This window comes from Halomonas sp. MMH1-48 (assembly GCF_022348105.1).
Lineage (GTDB): Bacteria > Pseudomonadota > Gammaproteobacteria > Pseudomonadales > Halomonadaceae > Vreelandella > Vreelandella piezotolerans.
In genome coordinates this window covers 148,626-169,526 of the sequence record NZ_JAKRFL010000004.1, presented here as the reverse complement: position 1 = coordinate 169,526, position 20,901 = coordinate 148,626, and the positions used below count along the sequence as shown (strand labels likewise).

At 59.8% G+C, this 20,901-nt stretch carries 19 protein-coding genes; 13 read left to right on the top strand and 6 right to left on the bottom strand.

Translation table 11 applies throughout. The annotated features are described in order from the left end of the window. The first annotated feature begins 103 nt into the window (after nucleotides 1-103). The 7 genes from phnD (at nucleotide 104) to MHM37_RS05850 (ending at nucleotide 8,297) form a co-directional block, all read left to right on the top strand. Nucleotides 104-1,093: a phosphate/phosphite/phosphonate ABC transporter substrate-binding protein gene (gene phnD / locus MHM37_RS05880; protein ID WP_239296269.1), complete on the top strand. Its 990-nt coding sequence runs from the start codon at nucleotides 104-106 to the stop codon at nucleotides 1,091-1,093. A 57-nt stretch (nucleotides 1,094-1,150) separates the two neighbouring features. Then, the gene (gene phnC, locus MHM37_RS05875; RefSeq protein ID WP_139526002.1) at nucleotides 1,151-1,957 is read left to right on the top strand and encodes a phosphonate ABC transporter ATP-binding protein; all 807 of its coding nucleotides are present in this window, start codon (nucleotides 1,151-1,153) and stop codon (nucleotides 1,955-1,957) included. After that, nucleotides 1,944-2,750, top strand: coding sequence for a phosphonate ABC transporter, permease protein PhnE (gene phnE, locus MHM37_RS05870; protein WP_139526003.1), 807 nt, complete (start codon nucleotides 1,944-1,946; stop codon nucleotides 2,748-2,750). The genes phnC and phnE (MHM37_RS05870) overlap by 14 nt, the downstream gene beginning before the upstream one ends. After that, nucleotides 2,744-3,553: a phosphonate ABC transporter, permease protein PhnE gene (gene phnE / locus MHM37_RS05865; RefSeq protein ID WP_139526004.1), complete on the top strand. Its 810-nt coding sequence runs from the start codon at nucleotides 2,744-2,746 to the stop codon at nucleotides 3,551-3,553. The genes phnE (MHM37_RS05870) and phnE (MHM37_RS05865) overlap by 7 nt, the downstream gene beginning before the upstream one ends. A gap of 91 nt (nucleotides 3,554-3,644) precedes the next feature. Further along, nucleotides 3,645-4,076, top strand: coding sequence for a host attachment protein (locus tag MHM37_RS05860; RefSeq protein WP_139526245.1), 432 nt, complete (start codon nucleotides 3,645-3,647; stop codon nucleotides 4,074-4,076). A gap of 102 nt (nucleotides 4,077-4,178) precedes the next feature. Beyond that, on the top strand, nucleotides 4,179-6,047 hold the full coding sequence (locus tag MHM37_RS05855) for a methyl-accepting chemotaxis protein (protein WP_139526005.1): 1,869 nt from the start codon (nucleotides 4,179-4,181) through the stop codon (nucleotides 6,045-6,047). 144 nt (nucleotides 6,048-6,191) lie between these two features. Continuing rightward, nucleotides 6,192-8,297: a methyl-accepting chemotaxis protein gene (locus MHM37_RS05850; protein ID WP_239296270.1), complete on the top strand. Its 2,106-nt coding sequence runs from the start codon at nucleotides 6,192-6,194 to the stop codon at nucleotides 8,295-8,297. Nucleotides 8,298-8,300: 3 nt separating this feature from the next. On the opposite strand, the gene MHM37_RS05845 is transcribed toward MHM37_RS05850, so the two are convergent. Then, nucleotides 8,301-9,227, bottom strand: a complete 927-nt coding sequence (locus MHM37_RS05845) for a LysR family transcriptional regulator (protein WP_044629892.1) — start codon at nucleotides 9,225-9,227, stop codon at nucleotides 8,301-8,303. Nucleotides 9,228-9,419: 192 nt separating this feature from the next. Here MHM37_RS05845 and MHM37_RS05840 point away from each other — a divergent pair, with 192 nt between their 5' ends. Then, nucleotides 9,420-10,196, top strand: coding sequence for a ferredoxin--NADP reductase (locus MHM37_RS05840; RefSeq protein WP_139526007.1), 777 nt, complete (start codon nucleotides 9,420-9,422; stop codon nucleotides 10,194-10,196). A 143-nt stretch (nucleotides 10,197-10,339) separates the two neighbouring features. Here MHM37_RS05840 and glnK read toward each other — a convergent pair whose 3' ends face one another. The 3 genes from glnK to MHM37_RS05825 form a co-directional block, all read right to left on the bottom strand. Further along, nucleotides 10,340-10,678: a P-II family nitrogen regulator gene (gene glnK / locus MHM37_RS05835; RefSeq protein WP_009098335.1), complete on the bottom strand. Its 339-nt coding sequence runs from the start codon at nucleotides 10,676-10,678 to the stop codon at nucleotides 10,340-10,342. Between the two features lie 263 nt (nucleotides 10,679-10,941). Further along, nucleotides 10,942-12,189, bottom strand: a complete 1,248-nt coding sequence (locus MHM37_RS05830; RefSeq protein WP_139526009.1) for an ammonium transporter — start codon at nucleotides 12,187-12,189, stop codon at nucleotides 10,942-10,944. Between the two features lie 87 nt (nucleotides 12,190-12,276). Beyond that, nucleotides 12,277-12,615: a P-II family nitrogen regulator gene (locus tag MHM37_RS05825; protein WP_058579766.1), complete on the bottom strand. Its 339-nt coding sequence runs from the start codon at nucleotides 12,613-12,615 to the stop codon at nucleotides 12,277-12,279. A 358-nt stretch (nucleotides 12,616-12,973) separates the two neighbouring features. On the opposite strand from MHM37_RS05825, the gene MHM37_RS05820 reads away from it, so the two are divergent. From MHM37_RS05820 to MHM37_RS05800, 5 genes are all read left to right on the top strand, one after another. Further along, nucleotides 12,974-13,330, top strand: a complete 357-nt coding sequence (locus tag MHM37_RS05820; protein WP_219862197.1) for an accessory factor UbiK family protein — start codon at nucleotides 12,974-12,976, stop codon at nucleotides 13,328-13,330. 134 nt (nucleotides 13,331-13,464) lie between these two features. Beyond that, nucleotides 13,465-14,400 carry an AraC family transcriptional regulator gene (locus MHM37_RS05815; RefSeq protein ID WP_239296271.1) on the top strand — a complete coding sequence of 312 codons (936 nt, stop codon included), beginning with the start codon at nucleotides 13,465-13,467 and terminating at the stop codon, nucleotides 14,398-14,400. A gap of 137 nt (nucleotides 14,401-14,537) precedes the next feature. Further along, nucleotides 14,538-16,634, top strand: a complete 2,097-nt coding sequence (locus tag MHM37_RS05810; protein WP_239296272.1) for a TonB-dependent siderophore receptor — start codon at nucleotides 14,538-14,540, stop codon at nucleotides 16,632-16,634. A 118-nt stretch (nucleotides 16,635-16,752) separates the two neighbouring features. Further along, complete coding sequence (locus MHM37_RS05805; RefSeq protein WP_239296273.1) at nucleotides 16,753-17,622, top strand: ABC transporter substrate-binding protein; 870 nt, start codon at nucleotides 16,753-16,755, stop codon at nucleotides 17,620-17,622. A gap of 117 nt (nucleotides 17,623-17,739) precedes the next feature. Then, complete coding sequence (locus MHM37_RS05800; protein ID WP_239296275.1) at nucleotides 17,740-19,248, top strand: YifB family Mg chelatase-like AAA ATPase; 1,509 nt, start codon at nucleotides 17,740-17,742, stop codon at nucleotides 19,246-19,248. Nucleotides 19,249-19,259: 11 nt separating this feature from the next. Here the strand turns inward: MHM37_RS05800 and MHM37_RS05795 are convergent, their stop codons facing one another. Next, on the bottom strand, nucleotides 19,260-19,841 hold the full coding sequence (locus MHM37_RS05795; RefSeq protein WP_239296277.1) for an NAD(P)H-dependent oxidoreductase: 582 nt from the start codon (nucleotides 19,839-19,841) through the stop codon (nucleotides 19,260-19,262). Nucleotides 19,842-19,860: 19 nt separating this feature from the next. Then, nucleotides 19,861-20,829: an alpha/beta hydrolase gene (locus MHM37_RS05790; RefSeq protein ID WP_153843513.1), complete on the bottom strand. Its 969-nt coding sequence runs from the start codon at nucleotides 20,827-20,829 to the stop codon at nucleotides 19,861-19,863. Nucleotides 20,830-20,901: the final 72 nt, after the last annotated feature.

Below are 20,901 nucleotides of genomic sequence, written 5' to 3'. Positions count from 1 at the left end.
CGCTTTTAAATGTCCATTTGCGAAACAGACGCTGATCGAAGCACACACTTGCGACGCAGCAGTGGGCATACGCGACAACAATAATGCACGTAAGAGGCTGACTATGAAAACGCTACATCTGCGCAAGCGTCCGCTTGCCATGCTCACGGCTATCTCGCTACTTCCCCTTGCGTTACTCTCCAGCCCTGCCTACGCCGAATGCGAGCGGGGCGACTTGGACACCCTTTACTGCGATGAAAATGGTGACATGGTCGCCGACCGCCCGGCCGATGAGTCGGAATGGGCCAACCCCGACACGCTGATTTTTGCCTATACCCCAGTGGAAGATCCCGCCATTTATTCCGATATCTGGCAGCCCTTTATCGACCACTTATCGGACGTCACCGGGCGCGATGTGCGCTTCTTTGCGGTGCAGTCGAATGCCGCCCAGGTAGAAGCCATGCGCAGCGGTCGTCTTCATATCGCGGGGTTCTCTACTGGCCCAACGCCGTTTGCGGTCAACCTAGCCGGTGCCGTGCCCTTTGCGCTGATGGGCTCTGATGACGGCCAGTTCGGTTACACCCTGCAGCTATTTACCCACGTCGACTCGGACATCGAGACGCTGGAAGACTTGAAAGGGAAGCGCGTGGCGCATACCTCGCCCACTTCGAACTCGGGCAACTTAGCGCCGAGAGCGCTCCTGCCCGAGCTGGGCATCACGCCGGAAAAGGATTACGAGGTGGTTTACTCCGGTAGCCACGATCAATCCATGCTGGGCGTGGTAGCCAGAGATTACGATGCTGCTCCGGTCGCCTCTGAAGTCGTCGAGCGCATGGCCGCGCGTGGCCTTTACGATACCGACGATGTTCGACTGATCTACGAATCCGATCGCTTCCCCACTACCTCGTATAACTACGCTTATAACCTACATCCTGACGTAGTAGAGAAAATCGAAGAAGCGTTTTTTACTTTCGATTTCGTGGGCACCGAGCTAGGTGACGAATTCGAAGGCGTCGAGAAGTTCATCCCCATCACCTACAAAGACAACTGGCAGGTGATTCGCACCATTCAGGCCGCCAATGGCGTGACCTACACGCCTGACAACCTGGAGTAACGCGTGCTGCGCCGCTTGTCGCGGCGCGGTTCTTCGTCTTTCGATGGATGCGGACACATGCTGGAAATCACGAATTTGGTCAAACGATATGGCCACAGCGAGGCCGTGCTGAAAGGCCTCGATTTGAAGGTGGAGGGCAACAGCGTGGTGTCTATCGTAGGTGCCTCCGGCGCCGGTAAAAGCACCATGTTGCGCTGTATCAATCGCTTGGTAGAGCCCACCTCTGGCTCAATCAAACTCAATGGCACCGAACTTGTGAACCTGAAAGGGGCCGAACTGCGCCGGGCACGCCGTAAAATTGGCATGGTGTTTCAAGGATTCAACTTACTTGATCGGTTAACCGTGATGGAGAACGTGCTGGCAGGGCGGCTAGGCTACGTCAGCTTTTACCAAGCCATTTCACGCCGCTACCCACCCGCCGATATCGAGCGTGCGTTTGTGCTCATGGAACGCGTAGGCATTGCCCACTACGCTAACAAGCGCGCAGACGAGCTGTCTGGTGGCGAGCGCCAGCGGGTGGGCGTTGTACGTGCTTTGATGCAAGAGCCGGACGTGTTGCTGGCAGATGAACCCACCGCCTCGCTGGACCCGCGCACCTCCGAGCAAATCATGATGCTGCTACAGAGCCTGGCGAACGAGCTGTCGCTGCCGGTATTGATCAACATCCATAACGTCGCCCAAGCCAAAACCTATACCGAGCGCATCGTGGGCCTGCGTCACGGCAAGATGATTTTTGACGGCCAGCCTGGGGATTTCAATAAAGACGCGTTGGACGCCATTTATGGCGGCATCGAAGCGCCGGACGATGCCATCACCGAGACGCCGGGCACCGCCGTGGAGGGGGCACGCCATGACGCCGTCTAACCCGCCCACGCCTAGAGCCTGGAAAAAGCCACCGTTTATCGCCAACCCACTGCTGCGCTACGGATTACTCGTGATGACAGTAGGGTATCTGGTGTGGGCGTTTGGCTCGCTGCCCTTTAACTGGGAACGTATTTCGGAGGGTCTCCCCCGCGCGGCGCGCATTTTTAGCGGCGGTTTTCCGCCGAACCTAGAGCGCTATGAGCTACTGCTCACCGGGTTTAAAGAGAGCTTTCAAATTGCCATTCTCGCCACGCTATTAGGGGTGTTGCTCTCGATTCCATTTGCGGTGATGGCTGCCCGTAATATCGCGCCGCTGCCTGTTTACCTGTTAGGGCGCAGCATCATCATTATTTCGCGTAGCTTTCACCCCGTGATTGTCGCCATCCTGTTCGTTGCCGCCGTGGGATTTGGCCCGCTGGCGGGAATACTCACGCTGACACTCTACTCCATTGGCTTTGTCGGTAAGCTGCTCGCTGAAGAGATAGAGGAGATCGACTGGGGCCAAGTAGAGGCCATGCGTTCGACCGGGGCTGGCTATCTCGTTACGCTGTTTTATGCGGTGTTCCCACAAATTCTGCCACGCCAAGTCGGTCTGTCCATGTACCAGCTCGATAGTAATCTGCGTGCTTCTGCCGTCGTGGGCATCGTCGGTGCAGGCGGCATTGGTGGCACCTTGATGAATGCCTTTGGGCGCTACGATTACGACTTTGCGTTTGCCATCTTACTGGTCATTATCGCGGTGATTCTGCTCAGCGAAGGGATCAGCGGCTGGGTGAGGAAAAAAATATGGTAGATCGCGAACAGCTACTCGCTGACCGTATTTGGCAGCGTTACGACCGCAAAGAGCGGCTGATCCGTTACGCCGCCCTGCTCGCCACGCTGATGCTGGTGTTTTGGGCCGTGCGTGATATCGATATTTTTTGGCCCTGGGTGTGGGATGCTCCCAACCAAATATCGAACCTCGGGGCGCGCATGTGGCCGCCAAGCGCGGTCGGACTCAGCGGTATTCTCAATGCGCTCATGGAAACCGTGCATATCGCCACGCTGGCGACGTTCCTGACGATTTTTCTAGCCTTACCTGTTGCCTACATGGCGGCCCAAAACACCACACCTAACCGCGCTTGCCTGTGGTTAGGCCGTTTCATTTTGGTCTCTAGCCGCTCGGTGAATACGATCATCTGGGCCCTGCTGTTCGTGGCCATTTTTGGGCCCGGCGTGCTGGCGGGCATTCTGGCCATCGTCTTTCGTTCCATTGGTTTTATCGGCAAACTCATGGGCGAAGCCATCGAAGAGATCGACCGCCGCCCCGTGGAAGCCATGGAGGCGACGGGAGCATCGAAAGCGAAAGTCGTGGCCTACGCCATCGTGCCCCAGGTGATGCCTGCCTTTTTTGCCATCGTGGTGCTGCGCTGGGATATCAACATTCGTGAATCCACGGTATTGGGCTTGGTAGGCGCAGGGGGCATTGGGGTCATTCTGCAAGGCGCGATCGATACCTTTGCCTGGCCAACCGTGGCGACCATTCTCATCGCCATTATCGTGCTGGTACTGCTCGGCGAAGCGGTGACCAGCCTGCTGCGCAGTAAGGTACTTTAACGGGCCTTGGGGCAAATGGGCAGGCGTTTGACCAAACCCTAAACGCTTGCCATGGTTAAAGGGTAATCAACGACATGGAGGACGTATGACAATGACCACCTATATCGTGGTAGCCGATGCCGCACGCGCACGTATCTTCACCCGTGATGCGCTCCATCTCGCCGAGCAGGAGAGCTTGGTACACGCCGCAGGCAGACTGCATGAAGGCGACTTGATCACGGACCGTCGCGGTGCCGACGTCCACGAGTCGACGTCGACGTCATCACGCTCCTCTGGCGAAGAGGGCGCAGCCTCTCAACATGAAAACGAGCTATTTGCCAAAGAAGTCGCCCAGCGACTCTATGCTGCCCGGGTAGACAACCGCATGGAGAAGCTGATCATGGTCGCGCCTCCCAAGTTCTTGGGTCTGCTCAAAGAAAAACTCGATAATCCCACGCAAAAGCTGGTCACGCATACGCTATCGAAAGATTTTAGCAAGGCCTCGTTGGCCGACATCCAACAGGCGGTCAGCGATTTGCGTTAGTCAACGCAGTTAGCACTTACTTACTATTTTCCTGCTTTTTGCTAAAGACAGCGTCGCTCTCGCCGATACCCATCATGAATCCTGATGATCCCGAGAGCGACCATGTTTTCCTCCCTACGTACACGCATCCTTCTGGCGGCCCTCATGGCTATCGTGTTGGCTTTGACGGCCAATGGTATTGCCAGCTACACCACCGTTAAGCATCATAATAGTGAACAGGTAAACCGCAATCTCAGCGCTGTTGTGAATGGAAACACACAGGCCATTAACGAATGGTTCAACGCTCGCTTTACGATGCTGGCCAGCATGGAGCATGCCGTTGGTAGCGAGGCACCGCTACAAGCGCTGCGGCAGCTAGCCGACTCTGGCGACTTTATGACCGCCTACATCGCGTACCCGTCTACCTCAGAAGGGATTTTCTCAGACGGCTGGCAACCTCCCAGCGATTATGACCCGCGCCAGCGCCCTTGGTACCAAGGTGCCGTGAGCGCACAGGACACCATCATTACTGCCCCTTATGTCGATGCGCAAACAGGCGGTTTGATCGTGACCTTCGCTCGGCCTTTCTATCAGAATGGTGACCTCACCGCCGTGGTAGGCGCCGACATCACGATTGCCGACGTCATCGATATCGTCGCTAGTATCGCGCCGACCCCATCCAGTTTCGGCTTTCTAACGACGAGCGACGGCACTCTGGTCGCCCACCCCGACGCGTCACTGACGCTGGAGCCTGCAAGCGCGCTTAGCGATGCGCTCACCCCTTCCGACCTGACACGCATCGTGCAAGCGGACACCCCGCAACCGCTCACCCTACAAGGCAACGACAAACTCCTGATGGGCAGCAGTGTAGGTGGCAACAGCGGTTGGCAGTTGGTCGTGGCGCTGGATGACGCAGAAGCCACGGCAGGTCTACGCGCCATTGCGACAACGTCCATCGTGACGCTGCTGATCGTTGCGGCCATCACGGCCGTCGTGTTTGGCATGCTGCTGTCACTGCTGCTGCGTCGTCTACTAGGCGTCCGCAATGCGATGGATAACATCGCCTCGGGTGAAGGGGACCTGACTCAGCGCTTGCCGGAAGAAGGCACCGACGAAGTCGCCCAAATCGCCAGTGCTTTCAATCGCTTCGTGGGCAAGATGGAAGCAGTCTTGATCGACGTGCGTACCAGCAGCGAATCGGTGCACCACGCCGCCAACGAGATTGCCATGGGTGGACAAGATCTTTCCCGCCGCACCGATAACGCCGCTTCGAGCCTGCAGCAGACCTCGGCGTCAGTCGAAGAGATCACCAGCACCGTGGCGCATACGGCGGCCTCGGCCCAGGAAGCCAACAAGCTTTCCCACGCGGCCACCGAAGTCGCCAAAGAGGGTGGGCAGGTCGTGTCGAACGTAGTCACCACCATGGAAGACATCTCCAACGCCTCCCATAAGATTGGCGAGATCGTCACGCTGATGAACAGCATCGCCTTCCAGACCAACCTGCTGGCCCTCAACGCCTCGGTCGAAGCCGCCCGCGCAGGCGAACACGGTCGCGGTTTTGCCGTCGTGGCGGATGAAGTGCGCAAATTGGCGGGCCGTAGTAGCGATGCAGCCAGCGATATCCAGCAATTGATCGAGGACTCCCAAGCCAAGGTGAATAACGGCACCTCCTTGGTGCGTAATGCTGGCAGCACCATGCAGGATATCGTCGCACATATCACCCGCGTCACCGACGTCCTGGAAGAGATCAACGCGGCCACCAGCGAGCAGAGCGACGGCATCAAACAGGTCAATATTGCGGTCGCCGAACTGGACCGGATGACCCAAGAGAACGCCGCCATGGTCGAAGAGTCGACCACCGCCGCCGAGCAGTTGAAAGAGCAAGCGGATCACCTGACCGGCACGATCAGCAGTTTCAAACTTTCTAAAGCGGCATCACCCACGCTACAAGCGCCGCAGGATCGCTTACCGCGCACTACAGAGAGTTTCTAACCGTCAGTCACTCCATGGCCGCTTCCGCCCTCACGTCTGCGGAGGCGGCCATGTCACGCGTTAGCCATGAATCTTTGTTCTACTGATTCGAAGATGGCACCCGATAGGCTCTTTCGCCGTTTGCTGAAACAGGACCGCGCTTCTATGCACTTTCGCTCCCTTCGCTCTCTCGTTTTGGCGTTGGCAGGCCCTTGCCTGCTCGCCGTTGTTGCCGCGCTGGTGGTTTATAACCTCATCGCGGCCGCCCGCACCCAACAAACCGTCGAAGAGCACACCCAAACGCTCATGCAAAGCGCACTGGACGCGCGACTCGATGCCATTGCCCAAGCAGAAGGGGAGCGGATTCAACGCGAGCTGGACAAGGCCATGACGTTGGCCAGCCAGCTCGCCACCACCAACGCCCTCATGGGCGTGGAAGATGCCGAAGGCCAGCGCGCGCTCTATCTGAGCCGCCGTCAGCTCTCCAATTTGGTGCGGCAAACGGTGGCTGACAACCCGGCGCTATTGGATGCCTTCATCGGCTGGGAGCCCAACGCCTTTGGTGACGATGCCCGCTTTGCTGGCGACGAGCGCTACGGCCACGATGGCAGCGGCCGCTTCATGCCCTGGTGGTACCGCACCGGGGATGGCTCGCTCGACGTCTTGCCACTGGGTGACACCATGGAGAGCGACACCCGCCTAGCCAGCGGCGTGCGAGAGGGAGAGTACTACCTTTGCCCGCGCGAAACGCTCGCCCCCTGTGTGATCGACCCAGCCGCCTACGATTACGACGGCGAGACACAGCTGGTCACCTCGTTTAACGCACCGATTTTGGTGAATGGCGAATTTCGCGGCGTGGCTGGGGTCGACCTCTCGCTGAACTTCATCCAAACGCTGCTGAGCGACGCTAACGCCGCGCTGTATGACGGCGCAGGCCGGATGGCGCTGGTTGCCGGGCGCGGCGGCTTGGTGGCGGACACCCACGGTGAAGAGGCCCTGGGCCTGCCTGCCAGCAACGCACTGAGCGACACGGCGCTTGACGGCATTGCCGAAGCCACGACACAAGGCAGCCTCTACAGCAGCATGGCCAACGGCATGTTTCAGCGCTACCAGCCGCTGACCATTGGCGATACCGAACAGCCATGGGTGCTGGTACTACAGTTGCCCGAGTCCGTCGTGCTCGCCGAACTCAACGCGCTACAGAACGTTTTGAGCGACCAGCGCCAGCAAAACACCCTGGGCATGACGCTGGTGGGGCTGCTAGTGGCAGCCATCGGCATCGCCGCACTGTGGTGGATTGGTGGCCGCATTGCCCGACCGCTCAAGCGCTTAGCGAACAGAATGGAAGAGATCGCCTCTGGAAATGGCGATCTCACTCAGCGCCTGCCCGTGCATGGCCGCGATGAAAGCGCCGCCGTGGCCGAGCAGTTCAACGCCTTTGCCGAAAAAATTCAGGCCATCCTTCTGGACGTGCGGCGCAGTAGTGAGGCCGTGAACCACGCGGCCAGCGAGATCACCCAGGGCGGCCATGACCTCTCACGGCGCACCGAGCAAGCCGCTGCTAGCCTGCAAGAAACGTCGGCAGCGATGGAAGAGATCAGCAGTACCGTCAGCCACACCACCCACGCTTCCCAAGGGGCCAGCGGGCTGTCCAACACCGCCTCGCAGCTAGCTTCCCGTACCGACAAAGCGTTTGTTGAGGTAGTCTCGACCATGGATGACATCCGTGCGACCTCGGCAGAGATTCAAAGCATCGTCAGCGTGATCGACGGGATTGCCTTTCAAACCAACCTGCTGGCCCTCAACGCCTCCGTGGAAGCAGCGCGGGCTGGCGAGCACGGGCGCGGCTTTGCCGTAGTGGCCGATGAAGTGCGCAAGTTGGCCTCGCGCAGCAGCGACGCCGCCAAGGACATCCGACAGCGTATCGACGCGTCTGCCGACAAGGTCGAAAGCGGCACGCAACTGGTGCGCGATGCCGAGGCCGCCATGCACGAGTTGGCCGATAGCGTGACGCGCGTCACCCACATGCTCGGCGATATCAGCACCGCCGCCGGTGAGCAAAACGACGGCATCAATCAAGTCAGCATCGCGGTGAGCGATCTGGACCAAATGACCCAGCAAAACGCCGCTCTAGTGCAAGAGTCCACCACCGCAGCGGAGCAGCTCAAAGACCAGGCGGACAGGCTGGCCGCGCTGGTGGGAGGCTTTACGCTGGAAGCATCACAGCAACCGGCCCAGACGCTGCCAAGCCCTGACGAGGCCAAGGTTTAGCCGCTAGGGAATCGGCGGCAGCGGGATATCGTCGCTGCGCTTGGCCCCGGCGGTCATTTCGCGACAGAGACGTAAAAACTCGCGCACGCCGGTGGTCAGGTACTTGTGACGATGCCAGATGAACGTGAACTGGCGTTTTAAATCCAGCTCCGGCGTGGGCAGCGGCACCAGGCTACCGCGCCGGAAGGCATCGCGCAGCGCCAGCCGCGAAACGCAGCCAATGCCCAGCCCCGACTCCACCGCGCGCTTGATGCCCTCGGTATGTTCCAGTTCCAGCAGGGTATTGAACCGGCTGCGGCGGTGGCGGGCGGCATGTTCCAGCGTCATGCGTGTCCCCGAGCCCTCCTCACGCATGATCCAGTCTTCGCGCAGCAGTTGATCCAGCTCCAAGTGCTCGCGTCCCGCCAGCGGGTGACGCGGCGAGCAGAACACGCACAGCTCATCCTCGACCCAGGGCTGGCTGATGATCATGTCGTCATCGCACTGCCCCTCGATCAGCCCTAAATCTAACGAGTGCTGGCGCACGCCTTCGATGATATGCCGCGTGTTGCGCACCGCCAGCCGAACTCGACTGCCGGGATAGCGCTGCATGAAATCACTGATCAGCAGCGTGGCGAGATAGTTGCCGATGGTGAGTGTGGCCCCCACGTCCAAAGCTCCCACGCCCTGTTGGCCCCGCAGCAACTCTTCGACCTCCTCGGCGCGGTCCAGCAGCGCCACCGCCTTGGGCAGTAGCTGAAAGCCGAGCGCGTTGAGTTTCAGCCGTTTCCCAATGCGGTCGAGCAGCTGGCAGTCGAACTGGCGCTCCAGCTCGGCCAGCGCCGTACTGGTGGCCGATTGCGACATGGCCAGCGCACGCGCCGCGTGGGAAACGCTCTCGTGCTGGGCAACGGCCACGAAGACCTCTAGCTGCCGCAGGGTGTAATGCATGACCAAAACCTCTCTGTCGAGTGAGCGGCGAAGGGCTATATCGATTTTAAAGATAAGCGTTATCAAGATAATTTGCTTAACAGATATACCACCCTTTATTTAGAATTAGCAGCAACCTATAGAGATAATTTTTATTCTTTTTTGGAATATGGCGAGCAAGGCTTAGGCTGCGCCGCCTCTGGAGGAGTGAGCATGAGCAAGTTTGCCCTGGAAGAAGTGCTAAGCGTTCACCACTGGAACGATACCCTGTTCAGCTTCCGCACCACTCGCGAGCGCAGCCTGCGCTTCAAGAACGGCCAGTTCGTCATGATCGGCTTGGAAGTGGACGGCAAACCGCTGATGCGCGCGTACTCCATCGCCAGCCCCAACTACGAAGATCACCTGGAGTTCTTCAGCATCAAGGTGCCGGATGGCCCGCTCACCTCGCGCCTGCAGCACCTGCAGGTAGGCGACCAGATCATGGTCAGCCGCAAGCCGACCGGCACGCTGGTGTGCGACGACCTGCTGCCAGGCCGTAACCTCTACATGCTCTCGACCGGCACCGGCTTGGCGCCGTTCATGAGCCTGATTCAGGACCCGGAAGTCTACGAGCGCTTCGAGAAAGTCGTGCTGGTACACGGCGTGCGCGAAGTCTCCGAGCTGGCCTACGCCGACTTCATCACCAAAGAGCTGCCCGCCCACGAATACCTGGGCGAAGAGATCGCCGAGAAGCTGGTGTACTACCCCACGGTGACTCGCGAAGAGTTTCACACCATGGGTCGCCTGACCGACCATATTCGCACCGGCAAGCTGTTCGAAGACACCGGCCTACCCCCCATCGACCCGCGCCAAGACCGCGCGATGATTTGCGGCAGCCCGGCGATGCTGGACGACACCAGCGCCCTGCTCGACGAGCTGGGCCTGAACATCTCCCCGCGTATGGGCGAGCCGGGCGACTACGTCATCGAACGCGCCTTCGTTGAGAAGTGAGCCCCGTTCGAAGGGTGAAGGGTGAATAGGAAATCGTAGCCCGTGTCATCGTCGCCTTATGCACAAAGCCCCTGTGGATATTATCCACAGGGGCTTTGTCGATTCAGCGCGACTCACTGTTCACGCCTTACCATTCACCGTGGTTAGACAGCGTCTTTACCGGTTTCGCCGGTCCGGATACGGATGACCTGCTCGAGCGGCATCACGAAGATTTTACCGTCACCGATTTTGCCGGTATTGGCGACCTGGGTAATCGCGTCGATCACCTGCTCGGCCATATCGTCGTCGACGGCGACTTCCAGCTTCACCTTGGGCAGGAAATCCACCACGTACTCTGCGCCACGGTAGAGCTCCGTGTGGCCCTTCTGGCGGCCAAAGCCTTTCACTTCCGTGACCGTAATGCCTTGCACGCCGATATCCGAGAGCGATTCGCGTACGTCATCAAGCTTGAAGGGCTTGATAATGGCTGAGATCAATTTCATTGCGACATCCTCTAGCTTGGTGGCCCGCTGTCATGCAGACAGCGTTATTAACCGATTGTCATAACCATCGAGGTTAGCGGGGCGCTCACGTAGCCAAGCCCGTTACCCAGTCGATTAAGCATACACCGCCAAGGGCGGAGAATAAAAAATCCGAACGTCACTAGCTCATAACCTTCGACGTACCGCATATCCATCAACGACAAAAAGGCCTCCCACTCGGGGAGGCCACAAGGAGCACGCCAGCTCACATGATTAGCGCAAGCTTATTTCTTGACGCTAAACTCGGGGTAGGCTTCCAGACCGCATTCAGCGATATCGACGCCTTCATACTCTTCTTCTTCGCTCACGCGAATGCCCATGACCGCTTTCAGCACCAGCCATACCACAAGGCTTGCGATGAAGACCCAGCCAAAGATGCCCACGATACCGATTAACTGCGCACCGAAAGAGGCATCGCCATTGGTGAGCGGCACAGCCAGCACGCCCCAGATACCGACCACACCGTGCACGGAGATCGCACCCACCGGATCGTCCAGCTTCAGCTTGTCCAGCGTGACGATCGCAGCGACGACGATCAGGCCACCTACTGCGCCGATGATGGCGGCGCCCAGCGCCGAGGGAGAGAGCGGATCCGCAGTGATGGCGACCAGGCCAGCCAGCGCACCGTTCAGCGCCATGGTGAGATCCGCTTTACGGAACCATAGCTTGGCCAGCACCAGAGCGGCAATCACACCGCCTGCTGCCGCAGCGTTCGTGTTGACGAATACTTGCGCAACGTTGTTGGCAGAGCCGATATCGGACATTTTCAGCTCGGAACCACCGTTGAAGCCGAACCAGCCCATCCATAGGATGAAAGTACCCAACGTGGCCAGCGGCATGTTGGCACCGGGAATTGCATGGATAGAGCCGTCTTTACCGTACTTGCCTTTACGCGGGCCCAGGACGAGTACACCTGCCAGCGCGGCGGCCGCACCCGCCATGTGGACGATGCCAGAACCGGCATAGTCAGAGTAACCCACTTCGGACAGCCAGCCGCCGCCCCAGGTCCAGTAGCCCGACACCGGGTAGATGAACGCCGTCATCACCACGGCGAAAGCCAGGAAGGCCCACAGCTTCATACGCTCAGCAACCGCACCCGAGACAATCGACATGGCGGTGGCAACGAACACCACCTGGAAGAAGAAGTCAGAACGCATGGAGTAGTAAGGCGCATCGTCGCCACCGGCCAGCACCGCATCGACGCTGTTCTCGGTACCGATCAAGAAGCCCAAGTTCGGCAAGAAGCCGCCTGCGCTGCTGGAGTACATGATGTAATAACCCACCAGCAGGTACATGGTGCAAGCAATCGCAAACAGCGCGATGTTTTTGGTCAGAATTTCGGCGGTATTCTTGGAGCGAACCAAGCCCGCTTCCAGCATCGCGAAGCCAGCGGCCATCCACATGACCAGCACGCCGCAGATCAAGAAGTAGAACGTATCGAGCGCATAGCTCAAATCAGCTAACTCATTCATGAGGTGTTCCCCGTTGGTACTTAAGAAGAGGTACTTGGAAGATGTACGTGGCAGCGCGGCGACATCATCAGCCGCCCAGCATTACCCTTACACGGCATCTGCACCGCGCTCACCGGTACGAATACGGATCACATCTTCCAACGGCGTGACGAACACTTTGCCGTCGCCGATTTTGCCGCTATTCGCTGCGTTACAGATGGCGTCCAGCACGCTTTCCAGGCGTGCATCGTCCACGGCGACTTCCACTTTCACCTTTGGCAGAAAATCGACCACGTATTCCGCGCCGCGGTAGAGTTCGGTATGACCTTTCTGGCGGCCAAAGCCTTTCACTTCGGTTACCGTAATCCCTTGAACGCCGTTGTCGGCGAGTGCTTCACGAACGTCGTCAAGCTTGAATGGCTTGATGATAGCGGTGATGAGTTTCATCCCGGATCTCCCCTGCTGGATCAGTCCCACTCGGTGAAAAGCGGCATGGCCGCCCGAATTTAGTGCTTGCCCTACTAATGCGCATACCGTGCCACCCGCTTTTTTATTATTAACTTTCAATTACTTAAAATAATTATATAAGCAATTCACGGTAGCTTAGACGTGCTACCCAATGAGGCTCACCCTGGCTTTGCACCATTAATGAACATTAATAAAAGCTAGCCGCTCCATTTCGATGCATTGATTCTTCCCGCTCACCACGCTTAATTCACACGCGGCGCATGCGAATCGGCGTCGGGTTGCGTATCCTTACTGACAAGCAGTTCATATTCATGCATGCCCTTTCAAGGAGAGAGCCATGGCGCCCCAAGATCGCATTAGCCGCTTAGCCCAGCAGATCGGCGACCGTCTGCAGAATGCGTCGCAAGCCCCGGAAGATATTCAAAAAGGTGTCCAGCAGGTGGTACGCGGCGCCTTTGACCGCCTGGAGCTGGTATCGCGGGAAGATTTCGATATTTTGATGGATGTGCTGCAGCGCACGCGCTCGCGGGTTGAAGCCTTAGAGCGCCAAGTGGCCAGCCTGGAAGCGGCCGTAGAAGCCTCTAGCAACACCGCGTCCACGCCCGTAGAAGCCGAAGTGCCGCCCGCCCCTGTGCACCCCTCCGGGACGACGAAACCAACGTCCGATAAACCGTCCACTGGCGATACTGAGTAAGCCGCCGTTGTGCTCAGAATGGGGCAGGCTGAGCTGCCCCAAATTAGCGAACAAGAATCACTATCATTGACTCCCGTCGCGATAGTGCTATCGTGCGTTGATTGGCTGCCTCATTCACGATAGCGACGGCTCAGATGCCCCCGCAGGAACGCCTCATCACGCCCGAAATCACCCACCGCTCGCTGGTCCAGCTTGGCCAACGATTTGGCATTCACTACCGCGTGGACGGCACCCCTTTACAACACCAGCCGGTCGCGCTGGGCCATGTGCACGATGTTGGCTTACCCCAAGGGCTGCACCTAACGCTGTCTAATCTGCAAGTAGAGCGCGGCTATACCTCCACGTCTTACCAAAGCGTCCCCTGGTTCTTTAGCATTATTTTGGAAGGCACGATTCAACTACAAATAGGCCAGCAGCACCTGCAGCTAGGTGCCGGGGAGGGAGTGTGCGCTCACTTTGATGCCCACCACCCGCTAACGGTGCACCAACCGGCTCAGCCGCGCCTGAGTACCGTGAATATTGCGGTGCGTACGACCGCACCGTTAGGGCTCCCCGCTCCCGGCAGCCAACCGGCCTTGCACCGTTGGCGGCTGCCGAGTGCCTTACACCAGCACCTTTGCACCATAAGTGAGCAACCACCCACCACCTGGCGCCAGCCCCTCGTGTGGCAAGGTCTCGCGATACAACTGATTGGCCTGGGACTACCGGAAACGACGCCCGCACTCCCCAAGCATCACGGCCTCTCCACCCGAGACAGACGCCGCCTAGCAGCGCTGCACGCGCGCATCACTCAGCATCCCGCCGAGCCCTATAGCCTCGCGGCTCTAGCCAAAGAGGCCGCCATGAGCGCCAGCAGCCTGCGGCAGAAATTTCGTGCCTACTACGGCTGCACACTGTTCGACTACATTCGCCAAGCGCGCCTGGAGCAGGCGCACGCATCGTTGCGCCAAGGCCACAGCGTTCAACACACGGCCCACCGCTGCGGTTACCGCCATGCCAGCAATTTTTCGAGCGCCTTTAAGCGCCACTTCGGTGTTTCCCCTCACGAGCTTCAACGGGACAAGCCATAAGTCATCGTTCCCTTGATGCGATCACTTATGACAGCGCGCATAGCAGGCTTGGCATAACGCATACCTTTACGATGCCATAAAAAGTAATAATTCTCATTGCTCAATAAAACTGATTCCACTTCCTCTCAGGATCACTTATGGCCTCCCTCCATCGTCCGTTCTTATTGGCTCCACTCACTAGCGCGCTGCTGATGGTGCTGATGTCACCCGTGGCGGCACAAACCAGCACGCCCTTGGCCACGGTTACCGTGACGGCTCAACAAGCAGCCACCAAAGTCGCCACGCCTTTTATTGAAACGCCGCAGAGCGTCTCAACCATCACCGATACGCAGATGACACAGCGCGGTGTCACCACGGTGCAACGCGCTACCGACTACACGCCCGGCGTGTACAGCAATCAAATAGGGGCTTCCAACCGTTTTGATTACCTGGTGCTGCGCGGCTTCTCCGATGGCAGCTTGAGCAACACCTTTTTAGATGGTTTGAAGGTGATGGGGGACGCCAACTCCCATAGCAGCATGCGCATCGACCCCTGGTTTCTAGACAGCATCGAGGTGGTGCGCGGCCCGGCGTCCGTGCTGTATGGCCGTGCCTCACCGGGCGGCGTGGTGGCTCTTAACAGTAAACGCCCCGAGTTCGAGCCGGGCGGCGAGCTGCGCTTCAGTGTCGGCAACAATAACCAGCGCAGTGCCGCGTTCGATCTCACGGGCCCGCTGGGGGCAGAGCAGCGCGTCGCGTTTCGGCTCACCGGCATTGCCAGCGCCGCCGATACCCAGTTTGGCCCAGCCGAGGAGGAGCGCTACGCCATTGCGCCACGGCTGACCTGGGACATGACCGACGCTACCAGCCTCACCGTAGAAGCCTACCTGCAAGATGAACCAGAAGGCGGCTACCACTCCGGCGTACCCTATGAAGGCGCGGTGATCGCTCGCAATGGCCGCCAAATAAGCAATAACTTCTTCGATGGCGAAGCCGACTACGACGCCTATCAGCGCACCCAGCGCATGCTTGGCTATACCCTCGAACATCGCTTTAACGACCTCGTGTCCGCCCGCCAACTGCTGCGCTATCTCAATTCAGACGTGACGCTGAATCAGGTGTACGGCTTTGGCTGGGCATCGCCGACCTCCAACGAACTGGCCCGCTACTACTCCGGCAGCGAGGAGTCGCTTCAGGCCCTGACGGTGGATAATCAGTTAGAAGCGCGACTGACCAACGGCTTCATGGAGCACACCCTGCTGCTCGGCGCGGATTACCAGCAACGCGAGAACGAGGTTGCTTGGCCTTCCGGCGCGTTCCCCTCGCTGGATGCCTTCAACCCAGTCTACGGTAGCGAGCCGCTGGTGTTCTACGCGCCCGTTCAGGAGAACCACGAGCTGGAGCAAACCGGGGTCTATCTGCAGGATCAGATCGCCATTGACCAGTGGCGCGTGACGCTGGGCGGGCGTTTTGACTGGGTCAATATCGACAACACCAACCGCGACAGCGGCGCTACCAGCGCGCTCAGCGACACCCAGTTTAGCGGCCGCGCCGGGGTGGTGTACCTGTTCGATAACGGCATCGCACCTTATGCCAGCTACTCGACGGCCTTTACCCCCACCAGCTTTGTGGATGCCAACGGCGACCTGCTTTCTCCCATGGAAGGCGCGCAGTGGGAAACCGGCGTGAAATACCAGCCCAACGAACAGCAGCAGTACAGCGCAGCGCTGTTCCACATCAGCCAGGAGAACGTGGCGACCAAAGAGCAGCCCACCGACCCCTACCGCGCTGTAGGCGAGATCGAGTCGCAAGGTATCGAACTGGAAGCCCAAACACAGCTCACCGAGGCGCTCTCGCTTCAGGCGGGCTACAGCTTTACCGACATTACTTACGCCAAAAGCGACGACGGCAACCAGGGCAATCACGCTATTTACTCACCCCGCCACCAAGTGCAGCTGTGGGGTCACTATGCCGTGCAGGAAGGCTGGCTGAGTGGTGTGGATGTTGGCATAGGCGTGCGCCACTACGCAGACATTGCCGCCGACCGCGCCAACACCGCCACGGTGCCGGATTACACATTGGTTGACGCCACGCTGGGCTACGACTGGCGCCAAGTAGGCTTGAACGGCGTCGAAACCCGCCTGAATGTGCACAATGCGTTGGACAAAGCGTACGTGGCATCGTGTAACTCACTGGAGTACTGCTACTTCGGTGCCGAACGCGGTATCACTGCCAGCGTTCACTACCGCTTCTGAGCATCGCCCACCAAGCCCACACCCAGGCCTACGCAACCTGCGCTTGCCTGGGTGTTTCTATTTGCAATTGATAAATAGACTCGTTTAAATAAGGCGCTTATTGCTAGGTACTAATGCCATGCGCCGTTTTCCCCGACTGCTTATCCTGGCTCGCCACGGCCTTCTCGCGGCAAGCCTGCTGCTGTCTACCGCCAGCCACGCCCAGTGGGCCACCATCGACTGGACCATTGCTGAAACGCTGCTAGCCATTGATGCCCCCGTGAGCGGCATTGCGCAGCAACCGGCCTACCACGACTGGGTGGGCGAGCCGCGCATTCCCGAGGGCGTGATGGATATTGGCCTGCGCACCCAGCCCAACTTCGAGCTGCTGGCCCAATCGCCCCCCGAGCAAACGCTGCTCTCGCCCATGTTTACCGGGCTCATTCCCCGGCTGGAGAAAATCGCCCCAGTGGGCACCTTCGCCCTCTACTCACCGGGTGCGGATACGTGGCAAGAGATGCAGAGCCTCACTCGCCAACTGGGCGAGCTGACCGACCGCAACGCCGAGGCCGATGCGCTGATCGAGAACACCCAGCAGCTGATGGCCGACCTGCGTCGCCAGCGCAGCGACTCGCCCCCACTGCTGATGGTGCAGTTCATGGATGCCCGCCATGTGCGCGTGTTTGGCGAGAACAGCCTCTACAACGCCGTGCTAGAACAGCTCGAATTGCCCAACGCCTGGGATCAGCCCACCAACGCCTGGGGATTTTCACTGGCCGGTATCGAAGCGCTGGCACGCTACCCCGATGCCACGCTGGTGGTCGTCGACCCACTCCCCGCAGGCGTGGAAGAGCAGTTGGAGGGGAGCGGCCTCTGGCAACACCTGCCGAGTGTTCAAAACGGCAACCTGCTGCGCCTGCCCCCGGTGTGGAGCTTTGGCGCTCTCCCCTCCGCCCAGCGCTTTGCCCGCGAACTGACCACTGCGCTGAACGCCCATTTTGCTGGGTAGTCCCAACCGGCCCTTACTGCCTCAGTAGCGCTCAACGCTTGAAATAAAGTAGGCTTAGCCAACAAGCAGGCTCATTAAACTGAGTGAGCCGATTGAGAGACGTTGCGAGGGAGCGCCATGACACTAGCGATTGTGGCCACGCGGGCAGGCGTGGGGTTGGAAGCACCGGCGGTGCATGTCGAAGTACATCTGGCAAATGGCTTGCCGGGCCTGACACTGGTGGGCCTGCCGGAAACCGCCGTGAAGGAAAGCCGCGAACGGGTGCGCAGCGCCTTGATCAACGCGGGCTTTGACTTCCCCAATACCAAGCGCATTACCCTCAACCTCGCCCCGGCGGATCTACCCAAAGAGGGGGGCCGTTTTGATTTGCCGATTGCGCTGGGCATCCTCGCCGCCTCTGGCCAAATCCCGGTAGATGCGTTAGAAGGCATGGAGTGCGCGGGCGAACTGGCCCTGGATGGCAAGCTGCGTGCAGTGCCCGGCGTGCTGCCGTTTGCCCTGGCGACCCGCCGCGCCAATAAAGCGTTGATCGTCCCCCGCGCCTGCGCCGATGAGGCCGCCCTGGCAGGCGACTTACCGGTGCTGCCCGCCGACTCTCTCTGGCAAGTCGTCGCCCACCTGTTGGGCCAGGAAAAGCTCCCGCCCCATCAGCTCTCCGCCTCCGTCAAATCCACCGCCCCGGTGGCGGACTTAGCCGACGTGCGCGGCCAGCATCAGGCGCGCCGGGCGCTGGAAGTAGCCGCGGCAGGGGGCCACAACTTATTGCTGGCAGGCCCACCCGGCACCGGCAAAACCATGCTCGCCAGCCGCTTGCCCGGCATTCTGCCGCCGCTGTCAGAAGATGATGCGCTTCAAGTGGCAGCCGTGCGCTCGGTATGCGGCTTGCCGCTGGAAGCCGACTGGGGCCAACGGCCCTTTCGCCAACCCCACCACAGCGCGAGCGCCGCCGCGCTGGTCGGCGGTGGCTCGAAACCCAAACCGGGTGAAATATCGCTTGCGCATCACGGCGTGCTGTTTTTGGACGAGCTGCCGGAGTTTTCTCGTAACGTCTTGGAAGTATTACGCCAACCGCTGGAAACGGGCGAAATCCACCTCTCCCGCGCCAGCCACGAACGTCGCTACCCCGCCCAATTTCAGCTCGTTGCCGCGATGAACCCTTGCCCCTGTGGCCACCTGGGCGACCCGCGAAGCCGCTGCCAGTGCAGCGCCAGCCAGATTCAGCGCTACCAGGCGCGGCTTTCTGGCCCGCTGCTGGACCGCATCGACCTGCAGGTGGAAGTACCCGCGCTGCCACCGGAGCAGCTCACCGCACAAACCCAGGGCGAGCCCTCCAGCGCGGTGCGCGAACGGGTGATGGCCGCCCGGGAGCGGCAGATGGCAAGAGGTGCGCTCAACAGCCAGCTCAGCGGTAAAGCGCTGGAAGCCGCCTGCGCCCTCAACGATGAAGAGCGCGCCTGGCTCGCTGGCGTACTGGAAAAGCTCAAGCTCTCCGCCCGCGCCTACCACCGGGTACTGCGCGTGGCGCTGACGCTGGCCGACCTGCAGGGCGAACCCAAGCCCTCTCAGCCCCACTTCATCGAAGCCATCGGCTACCGGCAGCTGGATCGTCTGCTGAAGGGAGCATAAGCCCCCTGTGATCAGTGCGTTGCCGCGAGGGAATCCACCAGGCGCTGGCACAGCGCATCCAGCTTCTGGCTCGTGGCATCATCGCTGAGCGCACCGCTGTCGTCAAACGCGCTGCCCGCCTTGGGGAGCGAGAGCGGCTGAGGCAGCACGGTGAGGCTTAAGTTTGCCAATAGCTGCTGGCCCAGCGGCAGCGCGCGAATGCCGCCCAAGCCACCGGGGGAAGCGGCCACCAGCGCCGCCCATTTACCGGCATAAAGCCCAAGCCCTGGGGTATCGCCATAGGGGCGAGACAGCCAGTCCAGAGTGTTCTTCAAAAGCGGCGTGATAAAGCCGTTGTACTCTGGCGAGGCGATCAAAAGCGCTTGGTGCTCTGCCAGAATCTCGCGCAGCTTCAGTACGTTCTCCGGCATGCCCTGGGCTTCGATGTCTTCATCGAACAGCGGGCAGGGGTACTCTTTCAAATCGATGAACGTGGCCTGACCGCCCAGCGCTTCGATGCGCTGGGCAGCCAGTTTGGCGAGCTGTTTATTCAGCGAGCCTTCACGGGCGCTACCCGCAAAAACCAGTACTTTGGGTGGTTGAATGGCGGTCATGGCCTCTCCTTCGTTGGGGTCAATGCACGTTCTCGACGAAATGGTCGAGCGCTTCAAACAGCTGTTGACGAATCGGCTCTGCTTCGTTCACCAAATGGTGCCGCGCTTCCGGATGACGATGAACCTCTGCATTGGGGAATTTCTCCGCCAAAATGGTCAGGTTCCACTCCCAATCCACGGTGAGGTCCTGTTCGCCCTGCAGAATCAGGGTAGGCAACGGATTGGGTTCGAGCGCCAAGAGGCGCGGCATCCAGCGGCGCATGGCCGTGATCCAGGCCACGCTCAAGCGCTCGGGCTGTAGCGGATCCTGGTCGCGTAGAAAGGCGGTGAACGCTTCATCGGTGGAGTTGGGGCGGTACTTGCGCGGCAGCTCTTTGACAAAGGGGCTGGCGATCAAATGCAGCCAGCTGGCTTGGCTCCAGCGCCAAGGGCGCACCAGCGGTGCCAGCAGCACGATACCGGCCCAATGGGCGGCTTCTCGGCGGGTGAGCGCATCGGTGGCTAAAATCGCCGCGCCGGTGCTTTGCCCCACGCCCAGCCACGGTGTGGGTGCCATGTTGAGCGTTTGCAGCGTCTTTTGCAGGTGCGCTAGGCAGTGCTGGTAATCATCGAAGTCTTCGATTTCCGCCCGGGGGCCGCTGGAAAGGCCGTGGCCGGGTAAATCCCACAGCACCACGCGCCAGCCTTTGGCCAGCAGGCAACTGAGCAGGTGGCGGTACAGGCCCAGGTGATCGAAATAGCCATGAATCACGAACGCGGTGCCGGTGGGCTTGGGTGGGCTCCACACTTGGCACCACAGCGCGAACCGTCCGGTATCGACAAATCCGGCATGCACTTCGCTAGTGTCGTTGAGCAGCGCCTCCAGACCGTAGTGGCGAAAGTAGTCATGCACAGCGTCCGTTAGCGCGTCGCCTGGCGTCAAGCGGGAGAGCGACGACTCCCCTTGCGCCTGCCGGAACAGGTCTTCCAAGTGCTGGAAATTATGCATTGACGTCTCTCCGTGAACACCACACTTCCATGGGCTGAGTAACAGCACAAAATAACAGCGGCGGTGCCGCCC